General features: G+C 70.6%; 13 protein-coding genes and 1 tRNA gene. 6 read left to right on the top strand and 8 right to left on the bottom strand.

What is annotated here, in order from left to right; genetic code table 11:
• Nucleotides 1-127: 127 nt before the first annotated feature.
• Nucleotides 128-1,297, bottom strand: a complete 1,170-nt coding sequence (locus AB3M34_RS05180) for a hypothetical protein (RefSeq protein ID WP_370618021.1) — start codon at nt 1,295-1,297, stop codon at nt 128-130.
• Between the two features lie 168 nt (nt 1,298-1,465).
• Here AB3M34_RS05180 and AB3M34_RS05175 point away from each other — a divergent pair, with 168 nt between their 5' ends.
• Entirely contained in the window at nt 1,466-3,151 is a 1,686-nt protein-coding gene (locus tag AB3M34_RS05175) for a hypothetical protein (protein WP_370618020.1), read from the top strand.
• A 37-nt stretch (nt 3,152-3,188) separates the two neighbouring features.
• Here the strand turns inward: AB3M34_RS05175 and rsmI are convergent, their stop codons facing one another.
• The gene (gene rsmI / locus AB3M34_RS05170) at nt 3,189-4,016 is read right to left on the bottom strand and encodes a 16S rRNA (cytidine(1402)-2'-O)-methyltransferase (protein ID WP_370618019.1); all 828 of its coding nucleotides are present in this window, start codon (nt 4,014-4,016) and stop codon (nt 3,189-3,191) included.
• Nucleotides 4,017-4,053: 37 nt separating this feature from the next.
• Between rsmI and AB3M34_RS05165 the strand changes: the two genes are divergently transcribed.
• Nucleotides 4,054-5,718: a dolichyl-phosphate-mannose--protein mannosyltransferase gene (locus AB3M34_RS05165; protein ID WP_370618018.1), complete on the top strand. Its 1,665-nt coding sequence runs from the start codon at nt 4,054-4,056 to the stop codon at nt 5,716-5,718.
• Nucleotides 5,719-5,728: 10 nt separating this feature from the next.
• Here AB3M34_RS05165 and AB3M34_RS05160 read toward each other — a convergent pair whose 3' ends face one another.
• The 4 genes from AB3M34_RS05160 to AB3M34_RS05145 all read right to left on the bottom strand — a co-directional run bounded on the left by AB3M34_RS05160 (nt 5,729) and on the right by AB3M34_RS05145 (nt 8,855).
• Nucleotides 5,729-6,310: a dihydrofolate reductase family protein gene (locus tag AB3M34_RS05160; RefSeq protein WP_370618017.1), complete on the bottom strand. Its 582-nt coding sequence runs from the start codon at nt 6,308-6,310 to the stop codon at nt 5,729-5,731.
• A gap of 26 nt (nt 6,311-6,336) precedes the next feature.
• Complete coding sequence (locus AB3M34_RS05155; protein WP_370618016.1) at nt 6,337-7,593, bottom strand: RNA polymerase sigma factor; 1,257 nt, start codon at nt 7,591-7,593, stop codon at nt 6,337-6,339.
• Complete coding sequence (locus AB3M34_RS05150; protein WP_370618015.1) at nt 7,578-7,955, bottom strand: YciI family protein; 378 nt, start codon at nt 7,953-7,955, stop codon at nt 7,578-7,580. Before AB3M34_RS05150 ends, AB3M34_RS05155 begins: the two co-directional genes overlap by 16 nt.
• 72 nt (nt 7,956-8,027) lie before the next feature.
• Nucleotides 8,028-8,855 (bottom strand): aldo/keto reductase, encoded by an 828-nt coding sequence (locus AB3M34_RS05145; RefSeq protein ID WP_370618014.1) that lies wholly within the window; start codon nt 8,853-8,855, stop codon nt 8,028-8,030.
• 98 nt (nt 8,856-8,953) lie between these two features.
• On the opposite strand from AB3M34_RS05145, the gene AB3M34_RS05140 reads away from it, so the two are divergent.
• From AB3M34_RS05140 to AB3M34_RS05125, 4 genes are all read left to right on the top strand, one after another.
• On the top strand, nt 8,954-9,376 hold the full coding sequence (locus tag AB3M34_RS05140) for an SgcJ/EcaC family oxidoreductase (protein ID WP_370618013.1): 423 nt from the start codon (nt 8,954-8,956) through the stop codon (nt 9,374-9,376).
• 76 nt (nt 9,377-9,452) lie between these two features.
• Nucleotides 9,453-10,025, top strand: a complete 573-nt coding sequence (locus AB3M34_RS05135) for an RNA polymerase sigma factor (RefSeq protein WP_370618012.1) — start codon at nt 9,453-9,455, stop codon at nt 10,023-10,025.
• Complete coding sequence (locus AB3M34_RS05130; RefSeq protein WP_370618011.1) at nt 10,022-10,999, top strand: DUF4349 domain-containing protein; 978 nt, start codon at nt 10,022-10,024, stop codon at nt 10,997-10,999. Before AB3M34_RS05135 ends, AB3M34_RS05130 begins: the two co-directional genes overlap by 4 nt.
• Nucleotides 10,996-11,649: a hypothetical protein gene (locus AB3M34_RS05125; protein WP_370618010.1), complete on the top strand. Its 654-nt coding sequence runs from the start codon at nt 10,996-10,998 to the stop codon at nt 11,647-11,649. The genes AB3M34_RS05130 and AB3M34_RS05125 overlap by 4 nt, the downstream gene beginning before the upstream one ends.
• A 93-nt stretch (nt 11,650-11,742) precedes the next feature.
• Here AB3M34_RS05125 and AB3M34_RS05120 read toward each other — a convergent pair.
• Nucleotides 11,743-11,818, bottom strand: a tRNA-Ala gene (locus AB3M34_RS05120).
• 63 nt (nt 11,819-11,881) lie between these two features.
• On the bottom strand, nt 11,882-12,805 hold the full coding sequence (locus AB3M34_RS05115; protein WP_370618009.1) for a hypothetical protein: 924 nt from the start codon (nt 12,803-12,805) through the stop codon (nt 11,882-11,884).
• Nucleotides 12,806-12,812 lie beyond the last annotated feature (7 nt).

Below are 12,812 nucleotides of genomic sequence, written 5' to 3'. Positions count from 1 at the left end.
CAGCTCCTCGCTCGCTCGCGGCCCGGGTCGTCCTCGGCGTCGGCCGCGCGCTGTCTTATCGGTCGGGATGAACGAAACCACAGGCTACACGCACGTCGCCGTGGCCCTGGACGGCGTCGTCAGGGGCTCACCCGCGACGAACGACGTGTCTCATCCGGCGCCGGCCGCGACGGATCACCTCGCGCACCAGCGCCGAGGTGGGAAGCGTCTTGAGAATGCGGCCGGAGTTGATGGCCGCCGCCTGCTCCACCTCGGTCGCCCGCTGATGCGCCTTGAGGACGCCCAGCGCCAGCCGCCCTGCGATGTCGGGTGGCAGGTCCGGCTCCGGGACCTCGTCCGACGCGGAGCCGCGCACCGACAGCACGCTGAGGTCGCCGATGACCCGTACGCCGGAGGCCGCGATGTTCGCCGCCGTCTCGGCGCCGATCTCAGCGGCTCTCGCGAGGGCCCAGCCGGGAGTGGGAACGGGCACCTCGGAGTCCGTCGGCGTGCGTTCTTTCACGACGGCCCCGACGGTGGTGCGCGCCATCCGGGCGTGGAGCGCACGGTCCTGACCGTCGGCCAGGTACGCCTTGTTGTAGGCGCGCAGGGCCTCGGCCTCCTGGAAGGTGAAGGAACGGTTCTCTCCACCGGCGTCGACGAGGGTGCCTTCGGGCAGACCGAGCATCTGCTCGAACGTACGGTTCAGCATCCCGCGGTCCGACGGGTCGAGGACGATGACGGTCACGTTCTCGCGGCCCGCCGCCGCGGCCCAGCGCTCGACGAGCTCGTCGTGGCGGTGACGCTTCCAGAACGACGGGTTGACGCGCGAGGCGACCGCCCGGTCATCGGCAAGGATCTTGCGCAACCACTGGTCGTACGGCATGCGGAGGCCGCGGAGAACGTACTGCTGCCACTGCGACGGCAGGATCTTCGCGAGAGGACGCAGGGTGATGACGATGTGCGTCTCCGGGCCGAATGCGTCGACGACCTTGGCCGCGGCCGCAGCGTCGGCGTCGGAGAAGTACTCGCTGCTGACGACGACGCGGCTTCCCGTCGCGGAGCGGGCGTCGGCGACCAGTCGCTCCCACGCGCGCCGGCCCGCGCGAGGCTTGGCGTAGGGAAGCATGTGGTCGACCGCGTAGCCGACGCCCAGCGCTGGGTGCCGCGCCTTGCCTGCACGCGTGACGCCATGAGCAGCCAGCGTGGGAAGCGCAGCGTGGAGCGACGTCTGGATCGCAGTCGTCCCGGTCTTGTGCGGGCCGATGTGAACCAGCCGCACGCCTTCGGGCAGCAGCAGGTCGTCGGTGTCGCTCATCAAAAGGGGCTCCTGTGTCATCGGACGACGTCAAAGGCTACACGCGACACCTCGTCCGCCCGCGCCCACGGACACCTCGTACGACCGTCCGTGCCGATCTCTGCCGCCCATCCGCTCGGACCCTCCGATGTGCCATGCTTTGGCCCACCTACGAGGCAAGGAGCCGCCATGGCCGCGTCCGCCACCTTCCGCCGATCGCGGACGACGTCCGTGGTCCTGGTCGCCGTCGCGCTGGTCGCTGGCCTGCTGCTGGCCGCTCAGCCCGCGAGCGCAGCCTCGAAGGGCAGGTCCACGATCAGCGGGAAGGTCTCGACAGCGAGTGCCGACAAGCGCGCGCGAGACGGTGTCACGGTGGTCGCCTACCGCCGCAGCGCGTCCAACCGGTGGGTGCGCCAGAAGTCCGTCCGCACGACCCGCTCGGGCGCGTTCACCATCAAGCGGGTCCCCGCAGGCACGTACCGGCTTCTGGCCAGATCAAACAGCTGGAAGGCCGTGGACCGCTGGTTCGGCGGCGGGACGATGTGGGACGGCGGGCCAAGAGGTCGCACGCTGACCACGGCCGGCGGGAAGTCGTTCAAGGTGAAGGCCGGGAAGACGTCGAAGCGGCATCACACGAAGCTCGCAGTCGCGGGCGAGGTCAGAGTCACGTTCGTCGACGACCGAGGCGTCAAGCCGGTGATGGGCACGGTCGTGTTCCGGCGGCATGCCGACCGGGAGGGCGACTGGCGGTGGCGCTCGAACCCGCGTGACGACACCACAAGGCTGCGCGCCCTCGAGCCCGGCCGCCACATCCTGGAGTACTGGGGCGCCGCCGGTCCAGCGCGCAGGTCCTACGTCGTCGTGAAGGCCGACGCGAGGACGTCCGTCACCCTCCAGGTTCCAGCGATCATCCGGACGCTGGGAGTTGCTCCCTCGCTCCGCGTCCTGCCGACCGCGTGGGGCGCTGACAAGATCACCGTGGATCGCTCGAGCCGCACCTTCAACTATCCGAACGACAAGCTTTCCTTCACCTACCAGTGGTACAGATCGGGAGTCGCGATCGCTGGGGCGACCGGACCGGAGTACGTCAGCTCCGCCGCGGATCGGTCGCAACGCCTCTGGGTCCGCATGACCGCCTCGCGCCCGGGATATGCGCCGGTCAGCGTCGAGTCGAAGAGCACCGCTGTCTCCAGGAGCACCACCACGACTGCACTGACGCTGTCGAAGAGCACGGCACGCTTCGGCGAGACCGACACGATCATTGCGACGGCGAAGGTCACGGCGGCCGACGGCGGACCCGTCGCAGGTGAGGTGCGGTTCAGCGCAGGGCCGCCGGGCTGCGCAGCAGAGAGCACCTGTTCCAATCTCCGTTGGACCGCGTACGCCGACGTGAACGACTCCGGCGTCGCGACGCTGCGGCTCCCTCGCAGGCTCAGTGTCGTGAAGCAGATCGAGGCGTCGTTCTGGCCGCTCGTACACCCCACCGGTTTCGTGTCGCCGTCGACCGCACGGGCAGTGCCGATCACCGTCGTCCCCCGCGCTTCGCGCACGAAGGTGTCGCTGCAATCCAAGTCCGTACGGCGCGGCGCGCGGCCGAAGGTCACGGTGAGAGTGACCGTGCCGGGAGGCATCTCGCCCCACCAGATCGTCGGCTCGATCGTCGTCACGGCCAACGGCAAGAAGGTCGGTTCGTGGAAGCGGTCCACGTTCCCGCCCACCAACAAGGTGAAGATCACGCTGAAGCGGTTCTCCCGCAAGGGCGCCTACAAGATCCGCGCCCACTTCGTGGCCGCCTCGACGCCGCAGACACGTCACCAGCTGCTCAGCGCCGCGAAGCCCAGCACGAGCAAGCCGGTGAAGCTGCGCGTGCGCTGACCGGCCGCTGAGTGAGCGGAGTCGCGACTTCGCTCACTCAGCGGTGCACGAGGTCGAACACCGCGCGACGGCGCACGCCGGTGCGTCGGGCCACGTCGGCGATGGCGTCCTTGCGCGACATGCCCGTACGCTCGCCGGCGGCGACCATCTCGAGCAGGGTCGCCTCGTCGTACTCGCGGGCTGGCGCGCCGTCGACCACGATCGTGATCTCGCCCCGGACCCGCTCGTCGTCGCCGTCCGGGCGAGCCCACACCGCGAGGTCCTCGAGGGACCCGCGACGGACCTCTTCGTACGTCTTGGTCAGCTCGCGGCACACCGCGCCGCGCCGCTGGGGCCCGAACGCTGCCGCCATCGCGTCGAGCGCGTCGGCCGTACGGTGCGGCGACTCGAAGAAGACCATCGTCCGCCCCTCCTCGGCGAGGGCAGCGAGCGCGCGGTCACGCTCGCCGGTCTTGCGGGGCAGGAAGCCCTCGAAGGTGAAGCGGTCGACGGGAAGTCCCGACAGCGCGAGCGCGGCGAGCGCCGCCGACGGGCCCGGGGCGACCGTCACCTCGAGTCCAGCCTCGACCGCGGCGGCGACGAGGCGGTAGCCAGGGTCGGACACGCTCGGCATCCCGGCGTCGGTGACGAGGACGACCGTCCGGCCGGCCTCGAGGTCGGCGACCAGCTCCGGCGTGCGTCGGGACTCGTTGCCCTCGAAGTACGAGACGATCCGCCCGCCGATGCGGACGTCCAGGTCGGACGCCAGGCGGTGCAGGCGGCGGGTGTCCTCGGCGGCGACCACGTCTGCTTCCGCAAGCAGCTGGTGCAGGCGCAGCGAGGCATCTGCTGGATTGCCGATGGGCGTCGCGGCGAGGATCAGCACGCGTTCAGCGTACGGGGCGGGCCGCTAGGGTTGCCGCGTGTCCGTGACCATCGACCGCGAGCGCGCCGCCGTGGTGCCCCTGGGCCGTACGCCCGACGGCGCCGAGCTGCCCCCGCTGCGCGAGCGTTTCCGCTCACGGATCGCCGACTCTCCACGGCTGGCCGGCTGGCTCGGTCCGTTGGCGATCATGCTGCTGGCGTTCGCGGCGCGGGTGTGGCGCCTGGAGTACCCGCCTCGCCTCCTCTTCGACGAGACCTACTACGCCAAGGACGCCTGGTCGCTGCTGCACTTCGGCTACGCACAGGACTGGGTCGAGGGCGCCAACCCGAAGGTCGAGGCCGGCCAGGTGACCGGGCTGTGGACCGGCGACCCGACGCAGGTGGTGCATCCCGAGGTCGGCAAGTGGATGATCGCGCTCGGCGAGCACCTGTTCGGCATGAACGCGTTCGGCTGGCGCATCTCTGCCGCCGTCGTGGGTGCGCTCACGGTGCTCGTCCTCGCCCGGATGGTGCGCCGCATGAGCGGCTCCACCGCGCTCGGTTGCCTCGCCGGCCTGCTGCTCGCCGTGGACGGCGTGCACCTCGTGATGTCGAGGCTGGCGCTGCTCGACGTGTTTCTCGCGTTCTGGCTGGTGTGCGCGCTCGCCTGCGTGGTCGCCGACCGCGACTGGGGACGGACGCGGCTGGCACGTCGCTTCGAGCACAGCGAGCAGATCACCGGTTTCGGTCCCGTCCGGATGCTCCTGCTGCGTCCGTGGAGGCTCGCCGCCGGCGTGTGCTTCGGGCTCGCTGTCGGGACGAAGTGGAGTGCCCTGTACGTCCTCGCCGTCGTCGGCGTCGTCGTGTGGGTCCTCGACGCGATCGACCGCAACGCGATCGGCGTACGCGGAGCTTGGTGGCGGTCGATGCTCGCCGACGGCCTGCCGGCGTTCGTCTCGCTCGTGCTCGTTGCGGTCGTCGTCTACGTCATCACCTGGACCGGCTTCCTGGTGAACCACGAGGTGTTCGAGGCGCGGTTCGGGATGGGTTACGGCGACGCGCCGCCCTGGGGCTCGTACGTGGACCAGTCCGACAAGGGTTTCCTCGGCGAGCTCATCCAGCCGTTCCAGTCGCTGTGGCACTACCACCAGATGGTCTACTCGTTCCACACCGGCGACTACCTCGCCGGGAAGACCCACCCGTACCAGTCGGACCCGTGGGGCTGGCTCGTCCTCAACCGACCGGTCGGCGTCGACGCCCAGACCGACCTCGCCGCCTCGACTGCCGGGTGCGCCGCGACGGGATCGGACACCTGCCTCCGCCAGGTCCTGATCCTCGGAAACCCGGCGGTGTGGTGGGGCGGCGTCCTCGCACTGCTCGCGTCAGGCTGGTTCTGGTTGCGCGACCGCGACTGGCGGTTCGGCATCCTCGTGCTCGTCGTGCTCGCAGCATGGCTTCCGTGGTTCGCCTACGACGACCGCCCGATCTTCCTCTTTTACGCGACGGCGTTCATCCCGTTCACCTGCGCCGCGGTCGCCCTGGTGGTCGGCCGACTTCTCCGCAGGCCTCGCCCGCGCCGGCGACGCCGATGGGCGCCGGTCGCGCTCGGGGCGTACGTCGCGGTGACGCTCGCGTTGTTCGCGTGGTTCTTCCCCATCTGGACCGACGTGCTCATCACGCACGAGGAGTGGTTGCAGCGCATGTGGTTCTCGCGCTGGATCTGACGGAGATCGCTCAGCGGCGCACCCGACAGCGCAGGTGAAGCACCCGGTTCCCCTGAGTCACCACGTCGGGATCCTCCAGCAGCTGCTGTCCTTGGACCGACCCGAAGAAGCGCTTGCCGGACCCGAAGACGACGGGTACGACGTCCATGCGCACCTCGTCGACCAGGCCCGCGGCAAGCATCTGGCCACCGACGTCACCCGCAGCGACCTCGACGATGCGGTCACCCGCAAGCTCTTGCGCCCTGGCCATGGCTGCCTCGACGCCGTCGACGAAGTGGAAGGGCGCCTCGGGGTCCCAGTCCGCTGGCTGCGGTCGATGCGTCACGACGACCACGTGGTCGATCCCGCTCGGAGGATTCCCGTCCCAGCCGTCCGTCAGGTCGAAGACGTGTCGGCCGACGACTGTCACCCCGATCTGGTCCCAGTACGGGCGGGTGTAGTCGTAGGACGATTGCGACACCTTCACCACGCCGCTCTCGTCCAGCGGGACGTCACCGCTGGTCAACCAGTCGAACAGCGGTCCGGGCTGGTCGTGCTCGTCCGCGACGAAGCCGTCTACCGACACCGAGCCGTACATCACCACCTTGCCCACGGGGCCCTCCTTCGCTCTGGGTGCCCTCAAACTAGCGCGTCGAGACCGCGCTGAAGGAACTCACGGCTCACCGTGTCGGTGGTCAGGGAGATCGCCTTCGCGTACGCCGCTGCCGCCTCGCCGTCGCGGCCGAGCTCGGTGAGCAGGTGGGCCCGAAGCGCCCACGCCGGCTGGAACCTGCGCACCGCGTCATGGTCCACGTCCTCGTCCAGGCCTTCGAGGATCTCGAGTCCCGCTCCGGCGCCGTCGACCCGGGCCGTCGCTGCGGCCAGCGCCACCCGTGCGCCGAGGGTCGGCGCGAGGGCGACCAGGGCGCGGTGGAGCCGGAGGAGGGCTTCGTCGTCCGTACGTCCGGTGCGGGCGCGGTCGCAGTGCGCCGACTGGATCGCCGCCTCGAGCTGGAACCGCCCCGGGCGGCCGAGCCGTGCGGCGGTGCGGAGCAGCTGCTCGCCGTGGGAGATGAGCTCGGCGTCCCACCGCGACGGATCCTGAGCATCGAGCGGGACGAACCGGCCGATGTCGTCGGTACGAGCACCAGCACGTGCCAGCGACAACGACACGAGTGCGGCGAGCCCCAGCGCCTCGGGCTCGTCCGGCAGGAGCGCGGCGAGCAGGACGGCCAGGTAGTGCGCCTCTCCGGCGACCGACGTCCGCAGGGCGCTGCTCGGCACAGCGGCCCAGTCGATCGCGTACGCGCCATACACCGTCTCCAGGACGGCCGGCAGGCGATGCGGCAGCTCCGACCGCTCCGGCACGACGAACGGGATGCGCGTGTCGCGGATGCGCCGCTTCGCGCGCACCAGCCGCTGGGCCATCGCGCTGGTCGGCACCGCGTACGCCTCGGCGATCCGACGTGCGTCGAGCCCGAGCACCGTCTGGAGCATGAGCGGGGTACGAACCGATGCGTCGATCGCCGGGTGCGCGCAGACGAAGAGCAGCGCGAGCCGCTCGTCGGGGATCGCGTCACCTTCTGCCCGACCGACCGGCCCGGGGGTCCCGAGAGCGCGGTCCTCGGCGTCGGACATCGGAGCGGCGCTGCGATAGGCCGCCGAACGATAGAGGTCGCGCAGGCGGTTGCGGCCCGCCGTGAGCAACCATGCCTCCGGGTTGGCCGGGACGCCCCGCTCCGGCCACGTCGCCAGCGCGCGCTCGAACGCGTCCGCGAGCGCGTCCTCCGCCGCGGCGATGTCACCGGACGAGGCCGCGAGGAGGGCGAGGAGGCGACCGTACGACGTCCGCGCCGCACGCTCGGCCTCCTCGCTCGCCGTCAGGGCTGGTACCACTCGCGCTCACGGCTCCAGGTGAGCGTCGTGGGCCGCACCTCCACCGCGCCGTACATCGTGCCCGGGCACTTCTGCGCCCACGCCAGCGCGGCATCGAGGTCGGGGACGTCGATCACGAACACGCCGCCGACGAACTCCTTGCTGTCGGCGAACGGGCCGTCCTGGATCTTGGGCTCGCCGTCGACGACCGTCACCGTCGTCGCAGCCTCGGGGAACCCGAGGATCTGGGTGGTCACGAAGACCCCTGCGGCGTCGAGCTCCTTCGCGTAGAGGCCGAACGCCGCCTCGACGGGCGCCATGTCCTCCTGGCTGACCCCGGCCTCGCGCGGGTCGGCGTTGTGGATGAAGAGTGTGTAGAGCATCGGTGCACCTTCCGTCGTTATCGATCCTGGCACCGTGATGACGTACGAGCCACACGCCGATCGACAGCGACGTCAGAACTCTTCGTGCGTGTCCGGGTCTCCGCCGCTGCGCGCCTGCGGCCGGTCGGCGACGCGCGCCATCTCCGACTCGCTCAGCGTGAACCCGAAGACGTCGAGGTTCTCCCGCTGCCGTTGCGGACTGCTCGACTTCGGGATCGGAACGACGCCGCTCTGGACGTGCCAGCGCAGCACGACCTGCCCCGGGGTGACGCTGTGCTGCTCGGCGATCTCGGCAAGGTCGGCCTGCGCGAGCAGGTCGGTCTTGCGTGCCAGCGGCTGCCACCCTTCGGTGACGATCCCCTGCTCGGCGTCGTACGCCCGCATGCTCTCCTGGACGAAGTGGGGGTGGAGCTCGATCTGGTTCACGACGGGGCCGACGCCGGTCTCGTCGACCAGCCGCGCGATCTGCTCCGGAGTGAAGTTGGAGACGCCGAGGCTGTTGACCAGGCCGTCGTCGCGCAGCTGGATCATCGCCTTCCAGGAGTCCACGTACAGGTCGAGCCGCGGAAGCGGCCAGTGGATCAGGTAGAGGTCGACGTACTCCAGCCCGAGCCGCTCGCGCGACTGCGCGAACGCCCGGAGCGTCGCCTCGTACCCCTGGTGCTCGCCGCGCAGCTTCGTGGTCACGACGATCTCGTCCCTCGGGACGTCGCTCGTGGCGATGCCTTGCCCGACACCGGCCTCGTTGCCGTACGACGCGGCGGTGTCGATGAGGCGGTAGCCGACGTCGAGAGCACCTCGTACGGCTTCCGCGGCCTCGCTGTCGTCCATCGGGTACGTACCGAGGCCGAGCAGAGGGAGCTCGTGGCCGTCGGTCATGGTCGTTGTCGGAGCCTGCATGGACCGAGCCTGTCATCGCTGCCGCTGTCGTGCAGGCCGTGGCAGACTGCGCGGCAACGCCTTGACCTCAAGTCGACTTGAGGCGCGAGGCTGGCGGCATGACCAGCACAGCGACAGATCCGCAGACCCGCACGCGCGACATCGAGGCCGTCACCGCGGTCGTCGCCGACCTCGAGCGCGCCCAGAACACGGAGAACGTCGACGCCTTCGTGGCGCTGTTCCGCGAGGACGCCATCTGGACCACCGGCGGGGGCCGGCTCCTCGTCGGTCGCGACGCGATCGCCGCGTTCACGCGCACCGTGCTCCCCGGCGCGATGACCGAGACGGTCGGCTCGTACGAGGTCGTCCACGTCCTCTTCCTCCGTCCCGACGTGGCTGCCGTGAAGGTCCGCCAGAGCGTCGAGCGACGCGACGGGAAGGCAGACGGCGAGGCGTACGAGGGATCGCCGATGTACGTGATGACGAAGGACGACGGCCGCTGGCTGCTCGCCGCGAACCAGAACACGGTGGTGGTCGGATAACGGTTACGAAACGGAGACGAGACGGTCAGGGCGCTCACGACATGGAGAAGATGAGGGACGACCCGAACGGAGCGCCATGTCGACAGACCTCCCGCTCGAGCACGACGCGGACGACCGCCTGCTGTGGAGACGGACGCGCCGGGGCGACCGCGACGCGTTCGGCGACCTGTACGCACGCCACGTCCGCCCGGTCTACTGGCAGGCGTTTCGCGTGGTGGGCGACGCCTCGGACGCCGAGGAGGTCGTCCAAGACGTCTTCGTGACCGCTTGGCGCCGACGGAGCGAGATCTCACTCGTCGACACCTCGGTGCTGCCGTGGCTCCTCGCCACCGCGAAGTACACCGCGCTCAATCACCGGCGCCGACGAAGCCGGCGACGCTGGGAGCCGCTCGACGACAGCGCTCCCAGCCCGGAGCAGGCACCCGACGACGCCGTCGTCTCCGATCTCCTGCTCACGCGTGTCCGCGAGAGCGTCGCCGGCCTCACTCCGTTGGACCAGCGGCTGTTCGAGCTCTGCGTCGTCGGCGACCGCACGTACGCCGCCGCGGCGGACGAGGTCGGCGTCACGCACGCGGCCGTCCGCAACCGCGTCTCCCGCATCCGCAGCCGCATGCGAGCGGCGACCGACGACCTGAGGGGGCCAGCATGACCGTCCAGCCCGAGATCCCCGATCTCACCGACGACCAGATCGACCGGATGTACCGCAGGATCACCTCGACGATCGACCACGACGACTCGGTCCGCCGCGGTAAGCGCCGCAAGGTCGTTCTCGTCGCGGCATCCGCCGTGGTGGTCCTCGGGCTCGGCGGGTTCTTCGTGGCCGCGGTGCAGCCGAACGGATCCGACAGTGCGAGCGACAGCTCACTGGTCCAGGAGACGCCGAGCGAGGACGCGGGAGCCGATGCCGACGGCGGCGCGATCGTCGCCGAGCCCGGCACGGAGGCTTCGCGCGAGGACGTGCCGGAGGCAGGACCGCGCGAGATCATCACGACGACCTACGCCTCGGTCGAGGTCGACGACGCGCCGGCCGCAGCCGATGCCCTGTCCACCTGGGTGACCACCGCAGGCGGCCGCGTCGAGAACCGATCGGAATCGACGTCCGGCGACTCGACGTCGGTCTCCCTCCGCCTGCGGGTGCCGGCGTCACGCGCCGGTGACGCGACCGCGCGGGTACGCGACCTGGGTGCCGTCTCCGACCTCCAGGTCGAGAGCACCGACGTCACCGCGCAGGGGCGCGACCTCGATGCGCGCATCTCCGCGCTGCAGGCATCCGTCGCTCGCCTCCAGCAGTTCGTGAGCGACGCGCCGACCACGGCCGCGCTGCTCGCGGCGGAGGAGACCTTGTCGCAGCGGCAGGGTGAGCTGGAGTCCTTGCAGGCCGAGCGACGCGGGCTGTCGGACCAGGTGGCGATGGCGACGTACCAGCTCGAGCTCACCGAACCGACGCAAGCGGACGAGCCGGACGCCTCCGGCTTCGTCGGCGGGCTCACGTCGGGCTGGAACGGGCTGGTCGCGACCTTCGACGGGGCGGTCACCGTCATCGGCGTGCTGCTGCCGTGGGCGGCGGTCCTGGCCCTCCTCGGCGGCGTGTACGTCGTCGGCCGCCGCGTCGTACGACGGTGACGACCGCACGCGCCCTGCCACTGGTCGCCCTGATGCTCGGCGTCGGGGTCGCCGGCTGCGCGGAGGGCCCGCAAGGCGATGGGCCGGACTGCAGCACCCGACTCGAGCACACGGGCACGGCCTACCGCCCGGTCTCCGTCCTCCGGACACCTTCCGCCGTCGCCGTGCTCGGCGACGCAGCCGCACTCGACTGCGAGGGGTCCGCGCTGGAGTCGAGTCCGCCCGTCACCGTACGCGCCGCTGCTGGTTTCGATCCCGGCACCGTCGTCATCGTCACCGAGCCACCGGAGATGGCGTCGCTGTACGTCGACCAGAGCCTGGACGTGGACGACTGGCCAGACCGTCTCCACCTTGCGAGCGACTATCCGCGCTGCGTCGCCGCGGCTCGGCTCGAGGGGGTCTGGGAATCAGGACCTGACAGCTCTGGCGTCGCACCACCCGACCTCGCGGACAAGGCGCACCTGCGGGTCACACGCTCCAGCGGTCCCGAGGTCGACGGATGGGCGTCAGTCGAGGTGCTCGTACGCATTCCTGAGCAGCTGACCGCCACCACAGAGGCGATCGCAACGGGAGCGCCCGTCCAGCTCAACGCCCGGTGCGAGGGTGACGCGTACGTCGCGACCGGCGCACCGAAGAGATCAGTGCGGTAGATCGGTGCCACATACCGGCACCGATCTACGGCATTGGTGCCCGAACGCAGAACGACGAAGGCCGGATCCACGGGAGTGGATCCGGCCTTCGGCTGGTGGAGCTACGGGGATTCGAACCCCGGACCTTCTCATTGCGAACGAGACGCGCTACCAACTGCGCCATAGCCCCAAAGCGAGATCGAGATTACCACGCGAGGGCGGCGCTCCCGAATCCGCCCCCCTGGTCCCGTGATCAGTCTCCGACGGCACGACGAGAGGTGCCGGTGTCGCCGTCCGAACGCTCGTCGCGAGCGCCGTCGGCGGCCGGGCCGTCCCCGAAGTCGATCGTGCGGACGGTGCGTGCCGCGGTCGGCTTCGTGACGTAGGTCGGCAGCGTCACGGGCACCGGATCCCAGAGGGTCGTGCCCGATGCGGTGGTCACCGGCACGGCGTCCAGGACCTGCTGGTCGAGGGCGCCTGCGGGGAGCGGACCACGTTCCATGACGTTGCGGCGCTGGGGGTCGTGGTCCTCGAACTGACCGGACAGCACGACGGTCAGCTCGGAGTCGGGGTCGATCTGGAGCTCCGGGTCGTCGTGCGCCTCGCGGCTGGCGCGCCGCTGGCTGCGGCGCTCCTGGCGCCGACGGCTCCGGACGGCGCGACGCTCGGAGTTGAAGACACGCGGCATGTGGACCGGTCGGCCGATCTCGCTGCGCACCATCACGCGGCACAGGACCAGCCAGGCGACGACCACGCCGGCGGGGATCGCGGGCGCCCACGGCAGCAGGATGCCGGCGATCGCGAGACCGCCGACCACCGCGCACGCCGTGAGGAGGACGAGGAGGACCCGACGGCGACGTCGGGCCGCGATGCGGGCGGCACGACGGTTGTAGCGGTGCGGCGCAGGAGCCTCGACCGGCGGCTCAGCCGGCTCAGCCGCCTCGGCGGCCGTATCGGTGGTCTCGTCCTGCGACGTCTCGACCGGCTCGTCCGACGAGGACGCGGACGACGAGTCGGACGACGTGGCGTCCTTGCGGTGGGTGAGCACCCTGAGCGCTCCGGAGAAGCTGCTGACGGAACCGGCTCGACTCGCCTCCTCGTGACGCCGCAGCGCCAGAGGAACGCCGTACGCCACCCAGATGGCGATCACGGCTGCGAAGATGAGACCCGTACCCACGGAAGAA

Source organism: Mumia sp. Pv4-285 (assembly GCF_041320275.1).
Classification (GTDB): Bacteria; Actinomycetota; Actinomycetes; order Propionibacteriales; family Nocardioidaceae; genus Mumia; species Mumia qirimensis.
This window is presented reverse-complemented; position numbering and strand designations above follow the sequence as displayed.

Excerpts from the sequence above, each read along its gene's own strand:
- AB3M34_RS05130 (WP_370618011.1), top strand. The coding sequence starts at position 10,022 with ATGACCGTCCAGCCCGAGATCCCCGATCTCACCGACGACCAGATCGAC.
- AB3M34_RS05135 (WP_370618012.1), top strand. The coding sequence starts at position 9,453 with ATGTCGACAGACCTCCCGCTCGAGCACGACGCGGACGACCGCCTGCTG.
- AB3M34_RS05175 (WP_370618020.1), top strand. The coding sequence starts at position 1,466 with ATGGCCGCGTCCGCCACCTTCCGCCGATCGCGGACGACGTCCGTGGTC.
- AB3M34_RS05140 (WP_370618013.1), top strand. The coding sequence starts at position 8,954 with ATGACCAGCACAGCGACAGATCCGCAGACCCGCACGCGCGACATCGAG.
- AB3M34_RS05150 (WP_370618015.1), bottom strand. The coding sequence starts at position 7,955 with ATGCTCTACACACTCTTCATCCACAACGCCGACCCGCGCGAGGCCGGG.
- AB3M34_RS05180 (WP_370618021.1), bottom strand. The coding sequence starts at position 1,297 with ATGAGCGACACCGACGACCTGCTGCTGCCCGAAGGCGTGCGGCTGGTT.
- AB3M34_RS05145 (WP_370618014.1), bottom strand. The coding sequence starts at position 8,855 with ATGCAGGCTCCGACAACGACCATGACCGACGGCCACGAGCTCCCTCTG.